This window comes from Vibrio sp. V15_P4S5T153 (assembly GCF_963874485.1).
Lineage (GTDB): Bacteria > Pseudomonadota > Gammaproteobacteria > Enterobacterales > Vibrionaceae > Vibrio > Vibrio anguillarum.
Map to the genome: position 1 here is coordinate 284,053 of NZ_CAWNHR010000019.1, position 20,208 is coordinate 304,260.

Annotated in this window: 15 protein-coding genes and 4 pseudogenes; 8 read left to right on the forward strand and 11 right to left on the reverse strand. The window is 37.9% G+C overall.

Going from position 1 to position 20,208, the window contains the following annotated elements; genetic code table 11:
* Positions 1–66: 66 nt before the first annotated feature.
* The 7 genes and pseudogenes from AACT42_RS19895 to AACT42_RS19925 form a co-directional block, all read left to right on the forward strand.
* Entirely contained in the window at positions 67–795 is a 729-nt protein-coding gene (locus AACT42_RS19895) for a glycosyltransferase family 25 protein (protein ID WP_047688579.1), read from the forward strand.
* On the forward strand, positions 779–1,969 hold the full coding sequence (locus AACT42_RS19900) for an O-antigen ligase family protein (protein ID WP_047688581.1): 1,191 nt from the start codon (positions 779–781) through the stop codon (positions 1,967–1,969). Before AACT42_RS19895 ends, AACT42_RS19900 begins: the two co-directional genes overlap by 17 nt.
* Before the next feature lie 185 nt (positions 1,970–2,154).
* A protein-coding gene (locus AACT42_RS19905; RefSeq protein WP_094167903.1) for an IS3-like element ISVch4 family transposase occupies positions 2,155–3,332 on the forward strand; the annotation gives its coding sequence in 2 pieces (ribosomal slippage) (positions 2,155–2,413 and positions 2,413–3,332; 1,179 coding nt in all).
* A gap of 476 nt (positions 3,333–3,808) precedes the next feature.
* On the forward strand, positions 3,809–4,879 hold the full coding sequence (gene wecA / locus AACT42_RS19910) for a UDP-N-acetylglucosamine--undecaprenyl-phosphate N-acetylglucosaminephosphotransferase (protein ID WP_047689742.1): 1,071 nt from the start codon (positions 3,809–3,811) through the stop codon (positions 4,877–4,879).
* A 226-nt stretch (positions 4,880–5,105) separates the two neighbouring features.
* Positions 5,106–5,945: pseudogene (locus AACT42_RS19915) on the forward strand (IS4 family transposase); the annotation flags it as partial.
* A 66-nt stretch (positions 5,946–6,011) separates the two neighbouring features.
* Positions 6,012–7,123, forward strand: a pseudogene (locus AACT42_RS19920) (IS3 family transposase).
* Positions 7,124–7,687 (forward strand): annotated as a pseudogene (locus tag AACT42_RS19925) (IS4 family transposase); the annotation flags it as partial. It abuts the pseudogene before it with no gap.
* A 202-nt stretch (positions 7,688–7,889) separates the two neighbouring features.
* Here AACT42_RS19925 and AACT42_RS24855 read toward each other — a convergent pair.
* From AACT42_RS24855 to AACT42_RS19935, 3 genes are read right to left on the reverse strand one after another with little or no spacing between them, the layout of a single operon-like run.
* Positions 7,890–8,357, reverse strand: coding sequence for an ISAs1 family transposase (locus AACT42_RS24855; protein ID WP_047691464.1), 468 nt, complete (start codon positions 8,355–8,357; stop codon positions 7,890–7,892).
* Positions 8,358–8,639 (reverse strand): ISAs1 family transposase, encoded by a 282-nt coding sequence (locus AACT42_RS24860; protein WP_052190366.1) that lies wholly within the window; start codon positions 8,637–8,639, stop codon positions 8,358–8,360.
* A 29-nt stretch (positions 8,640–8,668) separates the two neighbouring features.
* Positions 8,669–9,697, reverse strand: a complete 1,029-nt coding sequence (locus AACT42_RS19935; RefSeq protein ID WP_094168059.1) for an IS630 family transposase — start codon at positions 9,695–9,697, stop codon at positions 8,669–8,671.
* A 92-nt stretch (positions 9,698–9,789) separates the two neighbouring features.
* Here AACT42_RS19935 and AACT42_RS19940 point away from each other — a divergent pair.
* A pseudogene (locus AACT42_RS19940) lies at positions 9,790–9,918 on the forward strand (IS481 family transposase); the annotation flags it as partial.
* 139 nt (positions 9,919–10,057) lie between these two features.
* Here AACT42_RS19940 and AACT42_RS19945 read toward each other — a convergent pair.
* The 8 genes from AACT42_RS19945 to AACT42_RS19980 all read right to left on the reverse strand — a co-directional run bounded on the left by AACT42_RS19945 (position 10,058) and on the right by AACT42_RS19980 (position 20,197).
* A complete protein-coding gene (locus AACT42_RS19945; RefSeq protein ID WP_176432258.1) occupies positions 10,058–11,122 on the reverse strand; it encodes a DUF1972 domain-containing protein in 1,065 nt (354 codons plus the stop codon).
* A gap of 939 nt (positions 11,123–12,061) precedes the next feature.
* Positions 12,062–13,126 (reverse strand): dTDP-glucose 4,6-dehydratase, encoded by a 1,065-nt coding sequence (rfbB, locus tag AACT42_RS19950; protein WP_047690652.1) that lies wholly within the window; start codon positions 13,124–13,126, stop codon positions 12,062–12,064.
* Positions 13,123–14,241: a glycosyltransferase family 4 protein gene (locus AACT42_RS19955; protein ID WP_047690649.1), complete on the reverse strand. Its 1,119-nt coding sequence runs from the start codon at positions 14,239–14,241 to the stop codon at positions 13,123–13,125. Before AACT42_RS19955 ends, rfbB begins: the two co-directional genes overlap by 4 nt.
* A gap of 971 nt (positions 14,242–15,212) precedes the next feature.
* On the reverse strand, positions 15,213–16,076 hold the full coding sequence (locus AACT42_RS19960; protein ID WP_094183057.1) for a glycosyltransferase family 2 protein: 864 nt from the start codon (positions 16,074–16,076) through the stop codon (positions 15,213–15,215).
* Entirely contained in the window at positions 16,073–17,275 is a 1,203-nt protein-coding gene (locus AACT42_RS19965; RefSeq protein ID WP_094133370.1) for a Coenzyme F420 hydrogenase/dehydrogenase, beta subunit C-terminal domain, read from the reverse strand. Before AACT42_RS19965 ends, AACT42_RS19960 begins: the two co-directional genes overlap by 4 nt.
* Entirely contained in the window at positions 17,272–18,462 is a 1,191-nt protein-coding gene (locus tag AACT42_RS19970; RefSeq protein ID WP_094133369.1) for a polysaccharide pyruvyl transferase family protein, read from the reverse strand. The genes AACT42_RS19965 and AACT42_RS19970 overlap by 4 nt, the downstream gene beginning before the upstream one ends.
* Entirely contained in the window at positions 18,463–19,020 is a 558-nt protein-coding gene (locus AACT42_RS19975; RefSeq protein ID WP_081989819.1) for a CatB-related O-acetyltransferase, read from the reverse strand.
* Entirely contained in the window at positions 18,968–20,197 is a 1,230-nt protein-coding gene (locus AACT42_RS19980; protein WP_047690640.1) for a lipopolysaccharide biosynthesis protein, read from the reverse strand. The genes AACT42_RS19975 and AACT42_RS19980 overlap by 53 nt, the downstream gene beginning before the upstream one ends.
* Between the last annotated feature and the right edge of the window lie 11 nt (positions 20,198–20,208).

Sequence of the window (20,208 nt, forward strand, 5' to 3'; positions counted from 1 at the left end):
TATTACGCTGCGCATATCAGTAATTATCTTTTATCTTAGAGCAAAATGGAAATTTGAGTTTTTGTGATGAAAATTTACGTTATTAGCCTTAAAAAAAGCCTAGAAAGACGAGCTTCGATTGAGCAACAAATGGCAAATTACTGCATTGATTTTGAGTTTTTTGATGCCATAGACGGTCGGTGTGAGTCCCCTCATCCTTTGTTTGCTAACTATGATTATACTAAGCGATTATGGTTTACTGGTGGCAAAATGCCGATGAAAGGTGAACTTGGCTGTTACGCGAGTCACTATTTGCTGTGGAAAAAGAGTATAGAGCTTAACGAGCCGATAATTATTTTAGAGGATGATGCAGAGTTATTACCTTGTTTTGTTGATTTTATTGATTTAATCAAAATTAAAGTCCAAGAATATGGCTTTCTAAGATTGGAAAAAGCTTATGAACGTAGTGAACTTTTTCTAAAAGAAAAAATGCCTAATTATGAAATTTACTTTCTGAGTAATAATTTCGGTGGTGCTAGAGCTTATGCACTTTCCACTGTGGCTGCTCAAAAGTTAATCGAAGGTTCTCAATATTGGTCAATGCCTGTTGATAACTACATGGGTTCATTATATTTGCATCAAATGCCATCATTTTTATTTTCTCCAAGTATGGTTGAAAATCCTCAAAAATTTGAGACAACTTTTCAAAATGAAAAACAAACTAAGGCTCCATTGTACAGAAAACCCACTCGTGAATTGTACTCACTATATCGAAAATTAAAAATGGCTTTAGCAAATAATGCTTATAAAAACTAAAATAATTAATCATATAGAGAAGTTGTTTTTACTATCACCATTAGTATTTGTTCTAATGGTGATCTTTAATTTTTCTGATAGTAAATTTATTCTTTCACGATTGATACCAATCGTTTCTATTTATTGTTTGTTGAAATATCGAAAGATAATTAGAGAAAACTGGAATTCCGATCTAAAAAGTTTTTTTATCTCTGGATTATTGATGACGGTAATTTTTTCTGGATATCATTTTATCCGTGGTGATGAATTTTCTTTGCCTAGAACGTTAATTGCAAGTTTGTTATATTTACTTTTTGTGCCATGGAAGAAAATCAATCTCCAAGTTATCTATTACTTAATTGCTATCGCTGCAATTATTTGTGGCTTGAATGCATTTTATGAACACTATGTATTAAGTATTCCTAGAGTAGGTGTTGCGACTAATCCAATACCATATGCGTTGTATGTTTCTTTTCTCATATTATCTTGTATTTATTTTTTGTTAAAGAATCATTCCAACATATTGAAGATAATTTCCTTGATCGGTGGTTTGCTCTCATTGGCAGCTATCATTATGACAGATGTAAGAGGTGTAATATTGTTTTTACCTGCTGCCGTCCTCTACTTAATAATAGCAGTAGTAAAGCCGAAATTGAAACATTATATCGTTTTGTGCTTTTCAGTAATTGCAGTATCAATATCATTTTATACGTTCTTTAAGCAAGATATCGATGCACGAATAAAACAAACACAATATGAATTTTCCATGATAGAGAAAGGCGACCACAAAACCTCAATTGGTATCCGGCTTGATTTATGGAAGCATGGTTTAGGTCTGATTGTTGATGATCCGATATTTGGTCTTGGCGATGACAGTCTGCAAGATAGTGTCTCCAGTATGAAAAATCGCGGTGCGGCTGTACAGCCTCACTTACATAATCAATATTTGGATTTTTTAGCACGTTACGGAATCGTCGGAACGTTGGTGGCGTTGTTATTTTTTTTAGCGTTCATCATTAAATTTAATGGACGAGGTTTCGAATATCTTCATAACCCTTTAATAAACAGTATGCTAATCATGTTGTTACTTGCTGGGCTGACAGATGTGCCTTTGCACCACACTCATTTAATTTATTTGTTAACTATCTTGGGTGGCGTATTGCTTCGAATACCTAAAGTAGAGCAAGATAAGTGATGTAACTATGCTAAGTGATTAATTTTAGTTTGTTTGAGGTGCTATTGGGCTCTTTGTGTGTTGTCCTCGTGGAAGCCAAAGAATGGTTTGATATGCGTAAATATACTCTTGGTTGTAGTGGCATAGTGAATTTGGTCACTTAGTTAGAGGTGATATCATCACCTCATAAGTTAACAGGTGACATTATGACAAAACGTACAAGACGACTATTTAGCGCAGAATTTAAGTTAGAAGCAGCGCAGCTAGTCTTAGACCAAAATTACTCAGTGACGGAAGCAGCCCAAGCCATGAATGTGGGCAAGTCCACGATGGATAAATGGGTTCGCCAGCTTAGAGAAGAACGCCAAGGGAAAACACCGAAAGCTTCACCTATGACCCCTGAGCAAATAGAAATTAGGGAATTGAAAAAGAAGCTGGCTCGCCTTGAAGAGCATAATGAAATACTAAAAAAAGCCACGGCTCTCTTGATGTCGGACTCACTGAACAATTCTTGATAATCAAGAAACTCAAGCAGAGCCACAGCGTAAAAATATTATGCGAAATCTTCAATGTTCATCGAAGCAGTTATAACTATTGGCTTAAGCGCCCAGCGTTAATTAATGCGGAAACAATAAAACTGCGCAGCTTGATTAGCGAGGCTCACGCCGCAAGCAATGGCTCTGCGGGAGCGAGAACCATTGCAGATATAGTCACAAATCAGGGTGTAAAGCTGAGCCGATACCGAGCAACAAAGCTAATGAGAACTCTTGGTTTAGTGAGCTGCCAAGAACCAAAGCATCGTTACAGAAAGGCTTCACAAGAACATATTGACGTTCCAAATCACTTAAGTCGTCAATTTGCTGTTGCGGCTCCAAATGAAGTCTGGGCTGGCGATGTTACGTATATTTGGACGGGTAATCGGTGGATGTATTTAGCGGTCGTTATCGATCTTTTTGCCCGCAAAGTGATTGGTTGGTCGATGTCTTTATCACCGGATTCTAGGCTAACAGGCAAAGCTCTTTCGATGGCCTATGAGTCTCGTGGTAAGCCTAAAGGTGTTATGTTCCATAGCGATCAAGGCAGTCATTACACTAGCCGTAAATACCGTCAATTGCTGTGGCGCTTTCAAATAAAACAGAGTTTATCTCGCCGAGGAAACTGTTGGGATAATGCGCCGATAGAGCGCTTCTTTAGAAGTTTGAAGACGGAATGGGTGCCAACTGTGGGTTATCATAGCTTCGCTGAGGCTCAACAAGAGATCACCCGCTACATTATCGGATATTACTGCCAACTCAGGCCACATCAGTATAACGGTGGTCTAACTCCCAATGAATCAGAACGATTATATTGGGAAAACTCTAAAACCGTGGCCAATTTTAGTTGACCACTACACTCCACTTGTGCATACAGCGGCATTAGTTAATAACTAAGCACTTGGATACCATCTAGTATTAGAGAAAATAAAATCAAGGAATAATTTACAGCTCAATGTTAAACATTAACTGGTCAAACATCCTCACTAATTTTAGAGCTTGGAGATAGCTAATCATCCAAAGCGTCAAGATTCTCCTGACATGATTCATGGGTAGTACTCCTCTCATTCCCGTTTATCTACTACGCTAACACGCTAACTAAAAAGACGATCATCACCTATTTAAAAATCTGAAAAGTGAGGTAAATGACAATATGAACCAACGAGTTCTATGACACACGATCATTTTTAGCCTATAATTCATCGTCAGATGATTGAGGCAACATATTCTTATTAATCACTCCATATGCAGCTAAACAAGCGCTGAATACGAGAATTTTTTGTCGATTTACAGAACATTACTTATAACATTTTTGGTAGGTTAGCTTGTGATAGTACCTTTTATCGACTTAGGATTTTTATTCTTTTTTTCGTTGATATCGCTTTTTGTTTTAAGAAAAGTGGCAAAAAAAATTGGCCTCGTCGATAAACCTAACGAAAGAAAACTTCACCAAGGCACTGTGCCACTTGTCGGGGGGATCGCGATTTGTTTCTGCCTCGTTTACTTTCTTTTTAACAACCCAACCTTAATACCCCATAGCCAACTTTATGCCGCTAGTATCATTCTACTGGTGATTGTAGGAGCATTGGACGATAAATATGACCTGAACTTTAAGATCAGAATTATTATTCAAGCGGGGCTTTCCATTGCAATGATGATGATAGGCGGAATTGAACTACACACGATTGGTAATGTGTTCGGCTTTGGCGAGGTACGACTGGGCTTGACTGGATATGTTATCACAATTTTAGCGGTGGTTGGAGCGATCAATGCCTTTAACATGGTAGATGGCATTGATGGCTTACTCGGTGCACTATCGGTTGTAACCTTTGGTGGACTAGGCTTGATGTTAACCTATGATGGACAACATCAATTAGCCTATCTTTGTCTCGTAATGATTGTCATCATATTGCCTTATATTTTGCTGAATATCGGCGTATTGGGCCGCAAAAAGAAGGTGTTTATGGGGGATGCGGGTAGTATGCTCATTGGCTTTACCATAATTTGGTTTTTGCTCTTATCGAGCCAAAATGGCAAAACACCACCGCTACGACCCGTCACCGCGCTTTGGTTAATCGCCGTACCCTTGATGGATATGGCTACAATTATGCTGCGCCGAATTCGCCGTGGTGATTCACCGTTTAAACCCGATAGAGAACACCTCCATCATATTTTTCAAAGATTTGGGTTGAATTCGTTGCAAACCGTGTTGGCGATTTCTCTAATTGCAACTTGTTTTGCTGCTTGCGGCATATTTGGAGAAATCTATAACATCAGCGAAGCGTTTATGTTTTATAGCTTTATCGCTGGTTTCATTATCTATGCGTCACTGCTTAGCTATGGATGGCATATTGCCAACTTTGTGCTACGTAAAAATAATGAACATCCCCGTAAATAAAGGCTTTTACCACGGAAACCGCATGAACATCACTGTCACGTAAGGCTTTCGAGAACTTTACTTAGATAGTTTTCGTTCATTGCACAGTTCATACGCTTGCGTTTAATACCACCTTTAGATGCTGTCTTTTATACAGAAGTTCCTCACATGATGTGAGGGATTTTTTTTGAACTAAATTCTTGCTTCACGATCAAATCTTTAACGGACTTAGTTGAGGACTCCTGAGATGATAAAAAGTAATAACGATTGGGCTGAAGAACAATTTGGGCATGCTAAACTTGGAGACCCAAGAAGAACGGCTAGACTCGTAAAAATGGCTTCAGATTTAGCTCAGCATCCGGGCAAATCAGTAGTCAAATCTTCCCCTTCACCAGCAAGCATGGAGGGCGCTTACCGGTTTATTCGCAACGATAATGTTTCCTCAGACGATATTGCTGAGGCCGGTTTTAATGCAACAGTCAATCAAGTTCACCATTATCCTCTCCTTCTCGCGATAGAAGATACAACCACCTTAAGCTACAAGCATCGTTCTATTCGAACTGACTTAGGGCATGTGAACCAAGGTAATCGCTATCGTGGTCTGCTGGCTCATAGTATTTTGTTGTTTGCTCCTGACAAACTTGACGTTGTTGGTCTAATTGAACAACAAAGATGGACGAGAAACATCAAGACTCGGGGCATCCGCCGTCAGGATTTAAACGACCTTATGAAGAAAAAGAAGGTTATAAATGGGAAAGAGCATCTCGTAATATGGCTTCCCGTTTAGGAACATCGATGGCTAACGTGATATCGGTTTGCGACCGTGAAGCCGATATCTACGACTACCTCATATACAAAATAGCCAACCAACAACGTTTTGTTGTGCGATCAATGATGAGTCGCCACATAGAAGAAGGGGCAGACAAGCTTTATCACTTTGCGTCTGAGCTTAAGAGTGTGAAAAAACGACAAATACAGATAGCGCAAAGAGGTGGTCGTAAAGCCCGATATGTGACACTGGATGTAAAATATGCGGCGGTGACATTAAAGCCCCCCCTCGAATAAAACAGGTGAACCTGTAACCCTCCCCAAAAAACTGGCCGTTAGCAATTAGAGTTTTTCCGTTTACACTGAAACAAACGGAGAACGCATGATGAAAAAGTCTCGTTACACAGAAACACAAATCGTAAAGATCCTGAAGGAAGTGGAGGCAGGTCGAAAGGTCAACGAAGTCTGCCGCGAATATGGCATCTCTGATGCCACATACTACAACTGGAAGTCCAAGTATGGGGGTATGGAAGCGTCAGATGTTAAACGACTAAAAGAGCTCGAGGACGAGAATCGCAGGCTCAAGCAAATGTTTGCCGACCTTAGTCTCGAGCACCGTATCGTTAAAGATATCCTGGAAAAAAAGCTGTAAGGCCAGCGGTTAAACGCGAGCTTGTCGATTACGCTCGCAAACAATATCAGGTCAGTTTGCGAATGGCCTGCCGCGTAGTTGGCATTAGCGACTCTGTCTACCGATATCGACCAGATCCTCATCGAGATGATGAGGTTATAGCGAAATTGTAGGAAGCAGCAGAGCGGTATCCTGCGTACGGATCTGGCAAATTATTTAAAGTACTTAGGCGTTGGGGACACAGATGGAATCATAAGCGAGTCTATCGGGTGTACTGTTCGCTCAGGTTAAACCTACGGCGCAAAGGCAAAAAGCGCCTACCTACGCGAAATCCAGCCCCCTTGGTATGCCCAGAGTGGATCAACCGTTGTTGGTCTATCGACTTCATGAGTGACTCATTGATCTGCGGCAGGCGCTTTCGTACGTTCAATGTCGTGGACGATTTCAACCGAGAGGTACTGGTGATTGAAGTGGATTTAAATTTGCCCGCGCCACGCATCATAAGGGTACTAGAGCGTATTATTGCCTGGCGAGGACAACCTAGTAAGCTGCGCATGGACAATGGCCCTGAATTTATCTCGACTGCACTGGCTGAGTGGGCGGAAGAAAACCAAGTTGAACTGGAGTTTATCCGTCCAGGAAAACCAACGGAGAACTCTTACATTGAACGGTTTAACCGAACTTATCGAACAGAAATACTCAACATGTACGTATTTAAAACTCTGAGCGAAGTCCGAGAACTGACAGAAAAATGGATGAAGGAATACAACGATGAGCGCCCGCATGACGCTCTCGATGACCTCACTCCCTGGGAGTATTTAACAAGGCATGAAGGTAGGAAAAACTCTAATTTAGAGTGTCACTAAAACAGGGAAGGTTACAAACCTATTTCACTGAATTATGTAGGTTGCTCTGAGGTCGGAGATGAAGATAAGAAACCGAACTGGCACATTCTGACGAATGAACCCGTAAACAGTGCGGAAGAGGCTTTGAAAATTATCACGTATTACGAGAAACGCTGGCTAATTGAGGAATATCAAAAGGTCTGGAAGAGCGAAGGAACCGGAGTTGAAGGGCTTCGGGTACAGAGTAAAGGCAACTTAGATAGATTAGCGGCTATTTTTGCCTTTTTAGCCGTAAGGCTCTTCCAGTTAAAATTTGCCAATGAGCAAGTTGAAGATATCAGCTGTGAGAAAATCTTGTCTTCAAGGGTCTGGAAGCTGCTTTGGGTGAAAAGAATAAAGACGCCGCTTCCAGAGGAAGTTCCCACAGCAAAATGGGCTTATGAACATCTCGCACGGCTTGGCGGTTGGAAAGACAGTAAAAGAAATGGAAGAGCGTCAGTTAAAACGCTCTGGGAAGGATGGCTCAAACTACAAGTCATCCTTGAAGGCTACGAACTCGCTCTGTCTCTTGAACAGGACTTGTGATCAAGAGACAGCATTTAGAGGTGGTTTCGCTCTTTAATAGGCTTAAACACATCTGCCTGATCCTTGCTAAAGACTCTGCTCGATCGTCCACTCTTATACGAGAGTTGTCCTCACAAAATGCGGTATCAAGCGACCAATGCATGGCCTCTACGCCCCAATGAGAACGAATGAGAACGCGTCGCTTCAAGCAACGTTTGGGCTTCTACATATATAGTAACGAATACTCACATCTTGCTCTGTCGCCACAGACGATTCTTCCGTGACTTTTTTCTTGTGTACTGTAAGAGCGGCCATCAAAGTCTTGAAGCATGTTCATTCGAAAATAATCATCAAAGGCTTGCTCAAGCATTCCCTGATTTCCTTTAACTGCCAACAAATAATCCGCTTCTTTATCGAGGATTTTCTGCGCTATTTTCTTTTGGCATCCCATTGCATCGATTGTAACCAAGAAGCCTTTTACCTCTAGCAAGTCAAGTAGCTTGGGGATCGCGGTAATTTCATTACTTTTACTATCAACCTTCTGTTGGCCGATACTCATTCCGTTTACAGTAGCAAAAGCGTTCACCATGTGGATCGTTCCTTTACCTTTAGAGCGGTCATAAGAGCCACGTAGTGTTTTGCCGTCGATGGCGATGACTTCTCCATCCGTCAGTGTATGGCAGTCCTTCATCTAGGCTATAAAGCTTCTTTGCAACGCTGCCGGATTAATCATGCCCATCACACGAGACAGCGTATCTGCAGAAGGAATACCAGCTTCAAAGTGACCATATCGTTTGAGGAAATCTAAGCGAGCATTGCCAAAATCGATAATGCCATCCCAGCCATCATGACCCGAAAAAACACCACAAATTGTCAGCAAAATAAGATCTGATAATTTGTGCTCTACTTTGCTTTCTTGTCGGTAGTCTTTAATGATTTGGAAATGCATAAATGGGTTGGTTAACTCGCTCATATTTCAGCTCCTATATTGTCTATACCCGTTCAACGTGAAGATGCTGGTTTCAATATCTGAAAATTATCCGTAATTCTGGACGCAAGTGAGTCTGCAACTTTTGGTAACGTCACATCGAAAAAGTTTTTGATTGCAGAGGTAAATGCCGCTTTGGAGGAAAAATAAAAATTGTTCCTCACATGCTCATTCATTACTTTCCAAAGTCGCTCTATTGGATTTAAGTTTGGGCTGTATGGTGGTAAGTAATGAAGCTCTATATTGAGCACTTTTGCCGCATTTCTCACCAGCTCTGACCGATGGTAGGCGGCTCCATCAAGTACGATATGAACCCTCTGCTCTAATCGGTAATGTTCCTTGTTGAGCTTCCAAAAGAAACGAACGATGCTCTCGCTATCTATCGTGTCATAAGTATCTGTGATCGTTGCGCCAATGTCTTTCAGTGCAAGAGCACCGATTATATTCAATCGTGTAGGACTTCCTGTTGTCTCAATAAGCTTATCCTGCCCCTTACGGAGCCAACCATAGCTAAGCTTTGTTGATTGAGTTGGATGAACGGCATCCATAAAAAGCACAGGTGCATCGTTAAACTTAAGCACTTCGCTGTAATACTCGATAAATGGTTGCTGCTCTTCTGGTTTTAGCTTGCGCGGTACGCCTTTGGGCTTTTTGTATGAAAAACTGTGGTGATGTAACCACTTGTTCATACCTGCAACGGTGTAGCTCACACCGAACTCCGTCTTGACGTAAGTAACGATTTGATGGGTATGAAAGTAGGTTTTCTCAGTCAAATGCTCAATGAGCTGCATCGTCTGAGTCACAGAAAGTCGACTTTGGCTACCACCATTCTCAGGTTTAAATTTTCCAGAGAGAACATAATCACTAAGATGGCGAGCAACGGTCGATTCGTGAATACGAAGAGCTTGTGAAATCATCGTCTGACTCCAGCCTTCAGACGCGAGTAAAAGCGCTTTAATACGGTCTCGCACTCGACCATCACGAGTTGAGTCGTGCATCTCTTCGAGTTGCTGCTTCTGCTTTGGAGTAAGTGTAATTTTCATGGCGTCTAGCATGATCCTACGTTCATGGAAAATTAAGCATCTTCAATGATCACGGGTATAGGAGCTATTACAAAACAACGAAAATGATCTACAAAATTTTATCAGAAGCTTCTATTAAACATATTGTAACTTACCAACGTAAAAAAGATTTCCAAAGATACGAGCCCCCGATCTCTGGTGATAGAGTCCAAGTCCAAATGGATACCTGCAAAATAGCTCCACCTTGCTTTTATTGTCATCGTTTTATCAACTGATTTTAGCTGAATATCGATCTTAGCGGTGGAGGGCATTCATACCATTACTTACGCTACAAAACCATTTTAAAATAAGTATGTTCATGATTTTTCCTGATCCGTGAGTTTATGAAAAAGATAAGTAAATACTTTCATAGTTTTCTGTTATTTTGCTCCAAGTATAACGTTTTAGAGCTATATCTTTCATAGCAAGAGCATTTTTTTTCAATTCATCATTATTGGTAGAGTTCATCAACCTACTTAACTCTTCAATACTATTGAAATAATGTGCTTTATCATCAGTACTGTAACGGTTAAAGCTACAATCAAAAGCAAAGATAGGAATACCAAAATGCATCATTTCAACTAGAGAAGGATTGGTACCTCCCGCAGAATGACCATGGATATATCTGGAACATTGTATTCTTAGTTGATATAATCTATCTAGATCATAAATAGGCTCTAATAGTTCGATATTATCATGAATACTATATTGTTTTTTTAGTATTCGTCCAAATTCGCTAGCTTGCCAGTTACCAACAAACTTTAGCTTTCTCTTCGATTTAGAGAAAGCCTCTAGAATCATTACAACATTATTTTCAGGTTCAATTCTACATAATCCAAGATCAAATATTTCCTGAGTTGAGTCGGCACTTAAGTGCCGAATCGCATGATCACCACCATAAGCAATAGTTTGACTTTTAACGGCGTATTCTTTCAAAACATAATCACTTATTGCTTGATTATCCGTGATTACAACATCAGAAAACTTAGCTGCTAATGATTCCGACCATTTTAAAAATTGTCTTGTACATTGCCCCCACTTATTACGCTTCCATTCAAGTCCATCAATGTTGGTAACAACTTTACTACGGGAAAATAATTTAAAAAGAGGCAAGAATATACAGCCAGAAACCCCCAGTATAAGAACGACATCTGGTTTAATGCGAAGGCACTTTAACAATGATAGGATATCATAAGGGATGCTTTGCACACCATTTGCTCTCAATGGTAGATAAATTAATTTGGCATTATTATAGAAGGATAACTTGTTGTTATAATCTTTAGATGAACAAAAAACTGTATATTCTATTTTATTAGAGCTATTCTTTGTTAAATTTTCAACAAGTGACTCAAAACCACCATAGCAGGCAGGAATCCCAACTGTACCAATAACTGCAATTTTTCCCACTATTATATTTCCTGTTCTAATATTAGTAGTGTATTCGAATTTTTATTAGAAAGTTGTCGTAACTCGCTGAAAAAAATCTTAATAAGTTCTTTACCATTACACTAATTAATTTTTCATAATCTTAGTCATCATATTCCGACCACAGAAACCGCATGAATATCCCCGTCACGTAGGCTTACAAGAACTTACCTTAGGTAATTTTCATCTATTACACACTTCATCCGTTTACGTTTGATACCACCTGTAAATGAGGTTTCACTCTTTAACGGCGTTGTTGTCAAATCAGACGGAGAGTAGATCTTGCCTGCTACCTGTCTCCATTAATTTCGAATAGGTATACCTAGTCCTATGATCCTGTTCATGCCTTTGACATTGGCGAGTGCTTCTCCGACTGGAGTATTGTAATTGTTCAAGCTTAATTGATCGCTGGTTAAATCTTTGTATCGAGACATGGCTGTTTCAACTTTAGAGCGGTCGTGGCAACTATAAATCCATTTTTCATTGAGTTAACACGCTATTTTTTAAGACTTTTACTGCTTTATTTCTTGCGTGTACATCGTCCCCAAAGAGCGAATTTTAACTCTTCGTAGACTAAGTTTGCCTTCTAACCAAACGAGCAAACAGTCGATAGATTCTAAATCTAAGTGCCTAAATTATGCAGTTATGCTTTTAGGCAACAACAAGTTGCATTAAAAAATTGGGTGTGTAATTACTCAACCTAGTCATTTCTCGCTTCTCTGGGTCAACAACCTCTAGTCAGATAATGTCAGAATTATGAAACTCGATAGCGATTGTGGATTTGTTTGGCGACTGATCAAATCACTCAAACAGTATCGAGTTCTCTTCTTTTTCTATACGGTACTAGCAATAGAAAATAGACTAATACCTAGCCGCCAACTAAAACAATACGTTTCATGAAATCGTCAACGTAATTGGTTGTTATTGTCCGGAGCCTAAACGCTCACGGCTGTATGAACCATCTAACACGCGGCTCCACCATTCGCGGTTATTCAAATACCATTCAACGGTTTTGCGAATACCTGATTCAAACGTCTCTTCTGGCTTCCAGCCGAGTTCTCGTTCTATTTTCGATGCATCAATCGCGTAACGCACATCATGCCCAGGGCGGTCTTTGACGTAAGTAATAAGGTTTGCGTAATGGGTAATGCCTGTAGGCTTATTCAGTACCAACTCATCAAGCAGTGTACAGAGTGTGTTCACCACTTCAATATTAGCTTTTTCGTTATGACCACCAATGTTGTAGGTTTCACCTACTTGGCCTTCTGTCACCACTTTATACAACGCTCGAGCGTGATCTTCGACAAACAACCAATCGCGAATTTGCATTCCATCGCCATAGACAGGAAGTGGTTTACCGTCCAGAGCGTTTAGAATCATTAATGGGATCAGCTTTTCAGGAAAGTGGTATGGTCCATAATTGTTAGAGCAATTAGTCACTATGGTAGGAAAACGATAGGTACGTAACCAAGCGCGTACTAAATGGTCGCTAGAGGCTTTTGATGCAGAATAAGGTGAAGAAGGTGAATATGGAGTCTCTTCTGTAAAGAGGTCATCTGTACCTTCCAAATCACCATACACTTCATCGGTTGAAATATGATGGAAGCGGAATGCAGATTTTTTATTGCCCTCAAGCGCGTTCCAATAACTGCGCGCAGCTTCAAGTAAGGTATAAGTGCCAATGATATTGGTCTCAATAAACGCAGTTGGGCCATCAATAGAACGGTCTACATGAGATTCCGCGGCCAAGTGCATAATCGCATCTGGTTGATGCACAGAAAACACACGATCTAATTCGGAACGGTTACAGATATCGACTGGTTCGAAAGCATAACGGTCGCTACTGTCAATATCTTGTAATGATTCCAAGTTCCCCGCATAGGTCAACTTATCAACATTTATCACACTATCTTGTGTATTTTGAATAATGTGGCGAATAACTGCGGATCCGATAAATCCAGCACCGCCTGTGACCAATATTTTCAATTATTTTTCCTCATTATATCTAATGCCCAATTATAGCCATCAAGTGTTTTCCTTGCTGTATGCTGCCAAGTAAAATTGGAGATAATTTTCTCCTTTAACTTTGCATCAAACTCCTTCTCCATCGCAGAGATCACTCCACTCCGGATTGATTCTATGTCACCAGGCTCACAATAATCAGCATAGTTTCCAAAGTAGAACTCTGTATCACCACGGTTAGTAACCAATAAGTTACATTCCATCATAGCAGCTTCTAATGAAGATAATCCAGGGGTCTCCATCCAAGAAATCAGAGCATGTGCTTTAGCAACCTTATACAATTCAGCAAGCTCCTCCTGTTCGACGTGATTAATAAATATAACATTACCCCCTGCTTCACTGAGACACTCATCATAATAAGCTCTACTATTTGGACTAGGTTTCCCTACAATCACTAATTTATAAGGTAATCCTTTAACTGCTTTTATGAGATCAAGTTGACATTTCCGGATCTCGACTCGAGCGGCACTTAATAAACAGCCCTCTAGATGATCATACTTACCTGTAAAATTTTGGTTCATATTAAAAACATTAATATCGACCGCATTTGCAACCCAAAGCCCTTTGTAAGTGTCTAAGTTCATATCCGAAACAACTCTTTCCAGTTCAGTAGGGCTATTCGGTAGTAATATATTTACTGAGCTAGCAATTTCACGCTGGGATTTGTAATGACCTTTAGTTAAATACCTAACCATTCCTTTGTGGAAATTTCTATTTAAAATAATACGCGCCGATGTTTTTAGATATTCCAAAAAATATTCTGGCACATTATTGGAAATCCATTTCTGTAGTCCTTTTCGAGTTTTTCTATCGCATTCATTGTAGCTACCCCATATTGTCGATAGGACGGTAGGTATACGCTTTTCCTTAGCTGAAATGACCGTAGAAAAGATATCTTGTGGATTTCGCAAATTAAAGAAATGGATCAGGTCATAACCATCAAGAGAGGGACTTGTTGTATCAGCAATATCGACATTGACGCCAAGCAATTCTAAATATTTTTTCGTTTTTAAAAGTTGAATAGTATCGCCACCAGGACCAGAGAAGACCGTAGGTCTTGTAACAAAAAGAACTTTCATACAATATCACCACCAAGGTTTTTCTTCATATTTGAAATAACATAAAACCTAATAACAAAAGAAATGGACAAATAAAAACTCATGAGTGAAGAATGGAAAAAACAATGAGACATATACAAAAAATTAACCACTCAGATGTCAATAAGTTTCTTATGGATAAAAGAACGCATTAAAAAACATCCTAAAACAATAACAAAAGAAAGATATAAAAAAAGACCAACGAATCCGAAATAATAAACTATAAAAGCAAAACCATTCTCTATATAAAAAATGCCTGATTCATGTATGTAAAAATCTGGCTTAATAAACGACCCAAACAACAAATAAAATAATGAAAGTGATGAAATGTTAATTAATTACATTAATTAACATTCTTGATAGTGTTTGTGTAGTAAGAAAACCATCATCAATAGATAAGCCATAGAAAAAATGGAACCAGCAATAAAGGAAAAAATAGAAATGCTCTTTTCTTTATTAAAAACAAAGGAAAATAACCAAACAACATTATCCTGTTAATTCAAATAGTATTAAAAAAAGAAGAAACCAACCTACCAAAGAAACCTTTCTGACCTGTTAAAGAAAAAAGATATAGTAATGCTAATGAAGCAAACGTCTGAGGTGTACTAGTAAAGCCAATGAATGCAGATATAGTAACTAACAGCCCGTACCTTATACTAAGGAAATAATTTTAACTATGAAATGGAATGATTGTCAATAATAAAAGATAAGAGCATAACATAATTGGAGAATAATCAGGGGAGGAAGTTGAACGAAATTCAACCCAAAAATACTGCAATACTGCAAGATTAAAAATACAGCTATCAATGAGATAGTCATAAACCTCATCCGACTAATTCTAAATAAAATCACATTGAACAATATGATAACTAATATAGCAAGTTTGATAACTATTCCGCCAAATAATTCTGGAGACATAGAGAACAGCACTCAAAAAAAACATACTAATCGAACTAAGGTCTCTTTCCATAATTTTCATTGATACCATCAAAAAGTCCTTTTACAGAGCTAGTTAAATAATTAAAATTGAGCTCAGCTACACTTTTATAAAAAGAAGAGAATATTGCTTTTATTATAAACCAAAAATGACAAACATTCCCTCTATTTAATGGGAACTTTTTCCTTAGCAAGAAACTATTTCTTATAAAATAATAATATGCATTAGAACTTCTTTCTGTGCTATTCTTCTTTCTGCGAATTTGGCTTTTCGTAGTAGAAAGCAACTTATAACCTTCTTCCATTATTCGTAAAGAAAAGTCTACTTCCTCCCAATATAAGAAATAATTTTCATCAAACAGTCCTACTCTTTCTACCATTTCGCGATCAATCAATATACATGAACCAGCACAATAGTCGGTTGAAATAATAGATCTGGTTGAATAAATAGAATACTTCTGAGTAAACCCCGAAAAAACTATTGAATCATATATTATATTCTCATCCTCAACAGTTCTAACCATAACTGAACCAACATCCTCTTCAGAGTTTTTTGCCAGCACTAACTCGTCTATAGTTGTCTTATCTAAGACAACATCTGGATTTAGAATTAGTAAATCCCCATCAATATCGTTGTTCGATAGATAGTTAAACCCTGCATTATTACCACCTGCATAGCCAAAGTTATCATTATTATTAACTACATGAATCTCAAACTCATTAGAATATTTTATTGATAAATCAACAAGTTCATCCCAATCATTGGTACCATTATGTATCAATATTACTCTAAACGCCTTATTACTAGAGAACGTTAGAGAATTTAATAACTCATCAATATCATTAGCACTGTTCCAGTTCAAAATAAATATATTGATCACATTCGCCCCTTAATAGCCCGAAGAAAAGAGCTAACAAATACTCGTAACTGCTTACTTAGAGGTACGGCTCTAAAAGTTGATAGAGCACGTTGATTTCTTAGCCTAATGAAAGTAAAGCTAACTAAAGATTTAGCGGCAGTCCGTACTAAAAGGGTTGATTTACGTTCAAATTGGGTGATTTGGACTTTAGCTAGCTCATCGATATCGTAATGTGCTGCAGAAATAACACCTGACGATAGCATTTCATTTACTAACCGATTTCCTAGATTGGATCTTGCGAGTATAAGTCCTTGCCCATCAGACTCAGTGAATAGTGGGTATCCCCTATCATCACAGTGCCATACATCTGCACTAACGATATCTGCAACTTCACCAGTGCTATCCGCACAGAATTTACAACGATTTTGGATAGTAGGCCCTAATAACTCCCCCCAAGACCTCGAATATTCCATGTAAGATGCAAATTCTTCTTGTACCAAAGTCGTTTTTCCAGGCCAACCTCGCCCTCTAAAGTAGAACTGATCGACGTTTTTGGAATCATCAATACCCAATGCTTTTGTTACTTGCCTAACGCCATTACGGCTAGGCGTACCCGCACAAAAGAAACTAATCACTAATGAAATCGAATCTTTAACTCTTCTATCTATTGCCATTAGATTTCTTAATGCCGTGCAGTCACATGGCTTACCAACAAAAGCAATTTTGTCATTTGGGTTTTCATCGATGATTTGAATGATGCTTTCGAGAGGAGATGCTGGACTATAACGAGAGCCTGTCGCAGTAATTAAGTCGGCTCTAGTTCTACTTATTTTAACTGTGTTTTCTAAAGGGTTGCATCCATCGGCAGCAATTTGTACGACTAAAGTAGCTAACTTTGATTCTAAAGAATAGAGAAGACTTCGAGTTACAATACCACCTGATGAGCCAAGAAATCTAATTTCGTTATCATTGGAATGCCCAATATGTGAGGATAAAATCGGTCCCCAAATAGGATGGATATTGGAACTTTTAATTGACTTTTGGTTAATTCCAGGACAAATTTTTTTAAATTTATCCAATTCATCACTATTTAATCGTTCTTTATAAACAGGTCGATTATAGTCCTGTTTTAGTATTTCAATTTTTTTATGAAAAACTGATGCACATAACCCACAACCTGTACATAAGTCTTTGTCTACAACTTTATTTACATCTGTCATAATAGATTTCTTATGGAATTTTTAAGTTCAAATAGATATCTATTAGTTAGAGTGTTTTTATTTTCTTCAGATTTTTTCAATTCTTGTAATATATTATATCTACTATTGAAATGTTGTATATTAAAATTAACAGCTTCTTCTAAATTCAACTCTTTTGCTTCTAAAACTCTGTTGTATCCTAGAGTGTTAAAAAGCCCTTTAAACTTTCTACTATACGCATACGGTGTTACAGGTACACCACTTGAAAATGCGGCGATCGTCGCATGCATCCGCGCACCAGTAAAATAATTCATGTTGCTAATGTAGCTTTTTATTTCGATAGGATTTGTAAATCTTGGAGCAACAATGCACCTAGGAAACAATTTATTAGCTTCCAAACAGGCAGTGTAGTCATCTTCCACTTGTTGAATAGGAGATGTTGCTATTACGTGAGAAACCAGGTGTATTTCAACACTATCTAACCCTGAAAAACGGCTAATAAGCTCTACGATATACTCTCTATAGTCATGAGCCAGATCAAATTGGTTGTTTTTTGTATAACCACCATTCCATAAAAGTCCTGAAATATTAATACCAACTTTCAACCTTTCATTTTTTATTTCACTTTTTGCAAATGGCATGGAGAGTGCAACATCAGTCCCTAAAATGCAATTTCCATATTTTTTTCCAACTTCAAAACTAATGCTATCTCTAGCAAAAACCAAATCTGTCTTATTTATAATAATAGATGCCACTTTTTCAGCTAAAGATGACTTAAATGGACCAATCGTCTGAGGAGAAAGAACGGATTTTTTGGCAAAGAATGCATTCACTAGCTTCGTAAAAACTTGAATTATAAAACGCTTACTACCATAAATATCTGAAAAACTGTCTCCTGCCCCAATATCTAGTACTAAATCTAATTTTCTTATTTCTCTAACATAAGCAATTAACTTAAAAGGATTTGTTATTAAAGCTTTAACACTTATGACTTTATGCTGGAATTTCCTAAAGATCTGCTCCTCAACTAACCGCTTGTTTGATTCGCATGAGACTTCATCATCACCAACAGTGATAAATTCGGCATCTATTCCTAATTCATTGCATATTGAATCTATTAGAATCATATTACTGATTGATAGTGCACCAACCCCCAAATTACCAGAAGACACATTGTGCCATAAAAAGCCAATTTTTAACTTATTCATTTATTTACCCAAAAATTTCTTAATGTTTGAATACTTATCTTTTAACCACCACTCAGAAGCTTCAATCTTAGCTTGTTTATTGGCGTCAAATCGGTATTTCAAAATTTTTGCAGGTACACCTGCCACCACAGCGTAAGGAGGGACATCTTTTGTAACCACAGCACCTGCCGCGATAACTGCGCCACGTCCAATTTTACTACAGGATGCTAATATAGTGGCATTATGACCAATCCAAACATCATCCTCCACATCAAAATGCGTTCTTTTTACTCTGTCTTTCTGTACATAGCCAAGAGCAGCATTGTAGAAGTATGGATGCAATGAAACTTCCTCTAGCGGATGGTTTGCATTGAGGAAAACACAAGATCTTGAAAAAGAACAATATCGACCTATTCTAGTGTTCGGGGGAATTCTTACAAGATCAAAGCAGCCATAACTATACAGACCAACTTCCGTGCCAGTAATATTAAAGAACAACCGTCTTAAAATACTACTTTCGAACTCATTAACTTTTAGCTTTTTTAGTATTAAAAACAACACTAAATATATTTTTGTCATTCTTTATTGCCCATAAATAACCAACAAGTAATAGCAAACTTGAAGCAATTAGTGCTTGAACTACAACTTCACTTTTCGGAAACAATTTTAGAAATAGACTGAGTAGCCCAATCTCAACAAATAGCACAATTACATTTGCAGTAGCTCGAAACTTTTGTCTGCCGAATAAGGTCAACAATGAACCTAATATTGCACTATTAAACCTGATAAATACAACAATCAAACAATATGGCAGTATTGTTAAAATAGATTGATAAAATAGGCTCAAGTCAACAAAAAACACTGGACTAATAGCATATTGAAAAACAAAAAAAAACAATAACAATAATATTGGAAAGCTATTTACTGTGATAGCAAAGCTTTTTAAATTTCGCAGAATATCCATTCTAGACTCTAAGTTTCTCGCCAATTTTGGATAGAACACATTGTTCAATGCTGAAAATAATGTGTTGAATGCTTGAATTATTTTTTGCGCATATCCAAAAACAACAAATGCAGGCGGGTCTAAAAAAATTTTAGCCAAGTACACCTGCAACAAAGGCTGGGCATTGAGAGTCACTGAATCCAAAAAAAATTTAAAGCAATCATTGATTTCAGATTTTATTGACACCTCATTGTGCTCTGTAACTTTCACTCTTGAATAGAAAAAAATGAATGTTATAAGCTTGAATGCACTAAGCATCATAAATATCCATTCTAGATTTGCTTTAGTATAAATAAAATAAATTAGACAAATAAATGGCAGAAAATTCACCCAACTGGAATATATAAACTCGCTCCAGTACTTACCTTCAAATCGAAGTTTGAATGAAAAGGATTCCAACCAGTAGGAAAAAACAACATTTAAAAATAAAAATAAAAACAACCAGCTAAAATAAAACCCAATAAAAACAATGCTAACTAAAGCCAAAATAACCGCGAGTACTAAAAAACGAGTATAAAATGAGTTTTTCAGCGCTACAGAAATGGGTTTTGCTGTAAAATCGACGATTATTTTCGTTGCATAACCAAAATCGGTAACAAAGGCGAGAAAAGTAGCCAGTGTTACCATATATATATATTGGGAAAATAATACATTGTCGTAGAAATGACCGATTAAAACAAAAATACCAATGTTACTAACCGTTTTCACACCAGTGCTAAGAGCACTGGGAATTAAAGCGCTATGTTTAACCACTACGACAATTC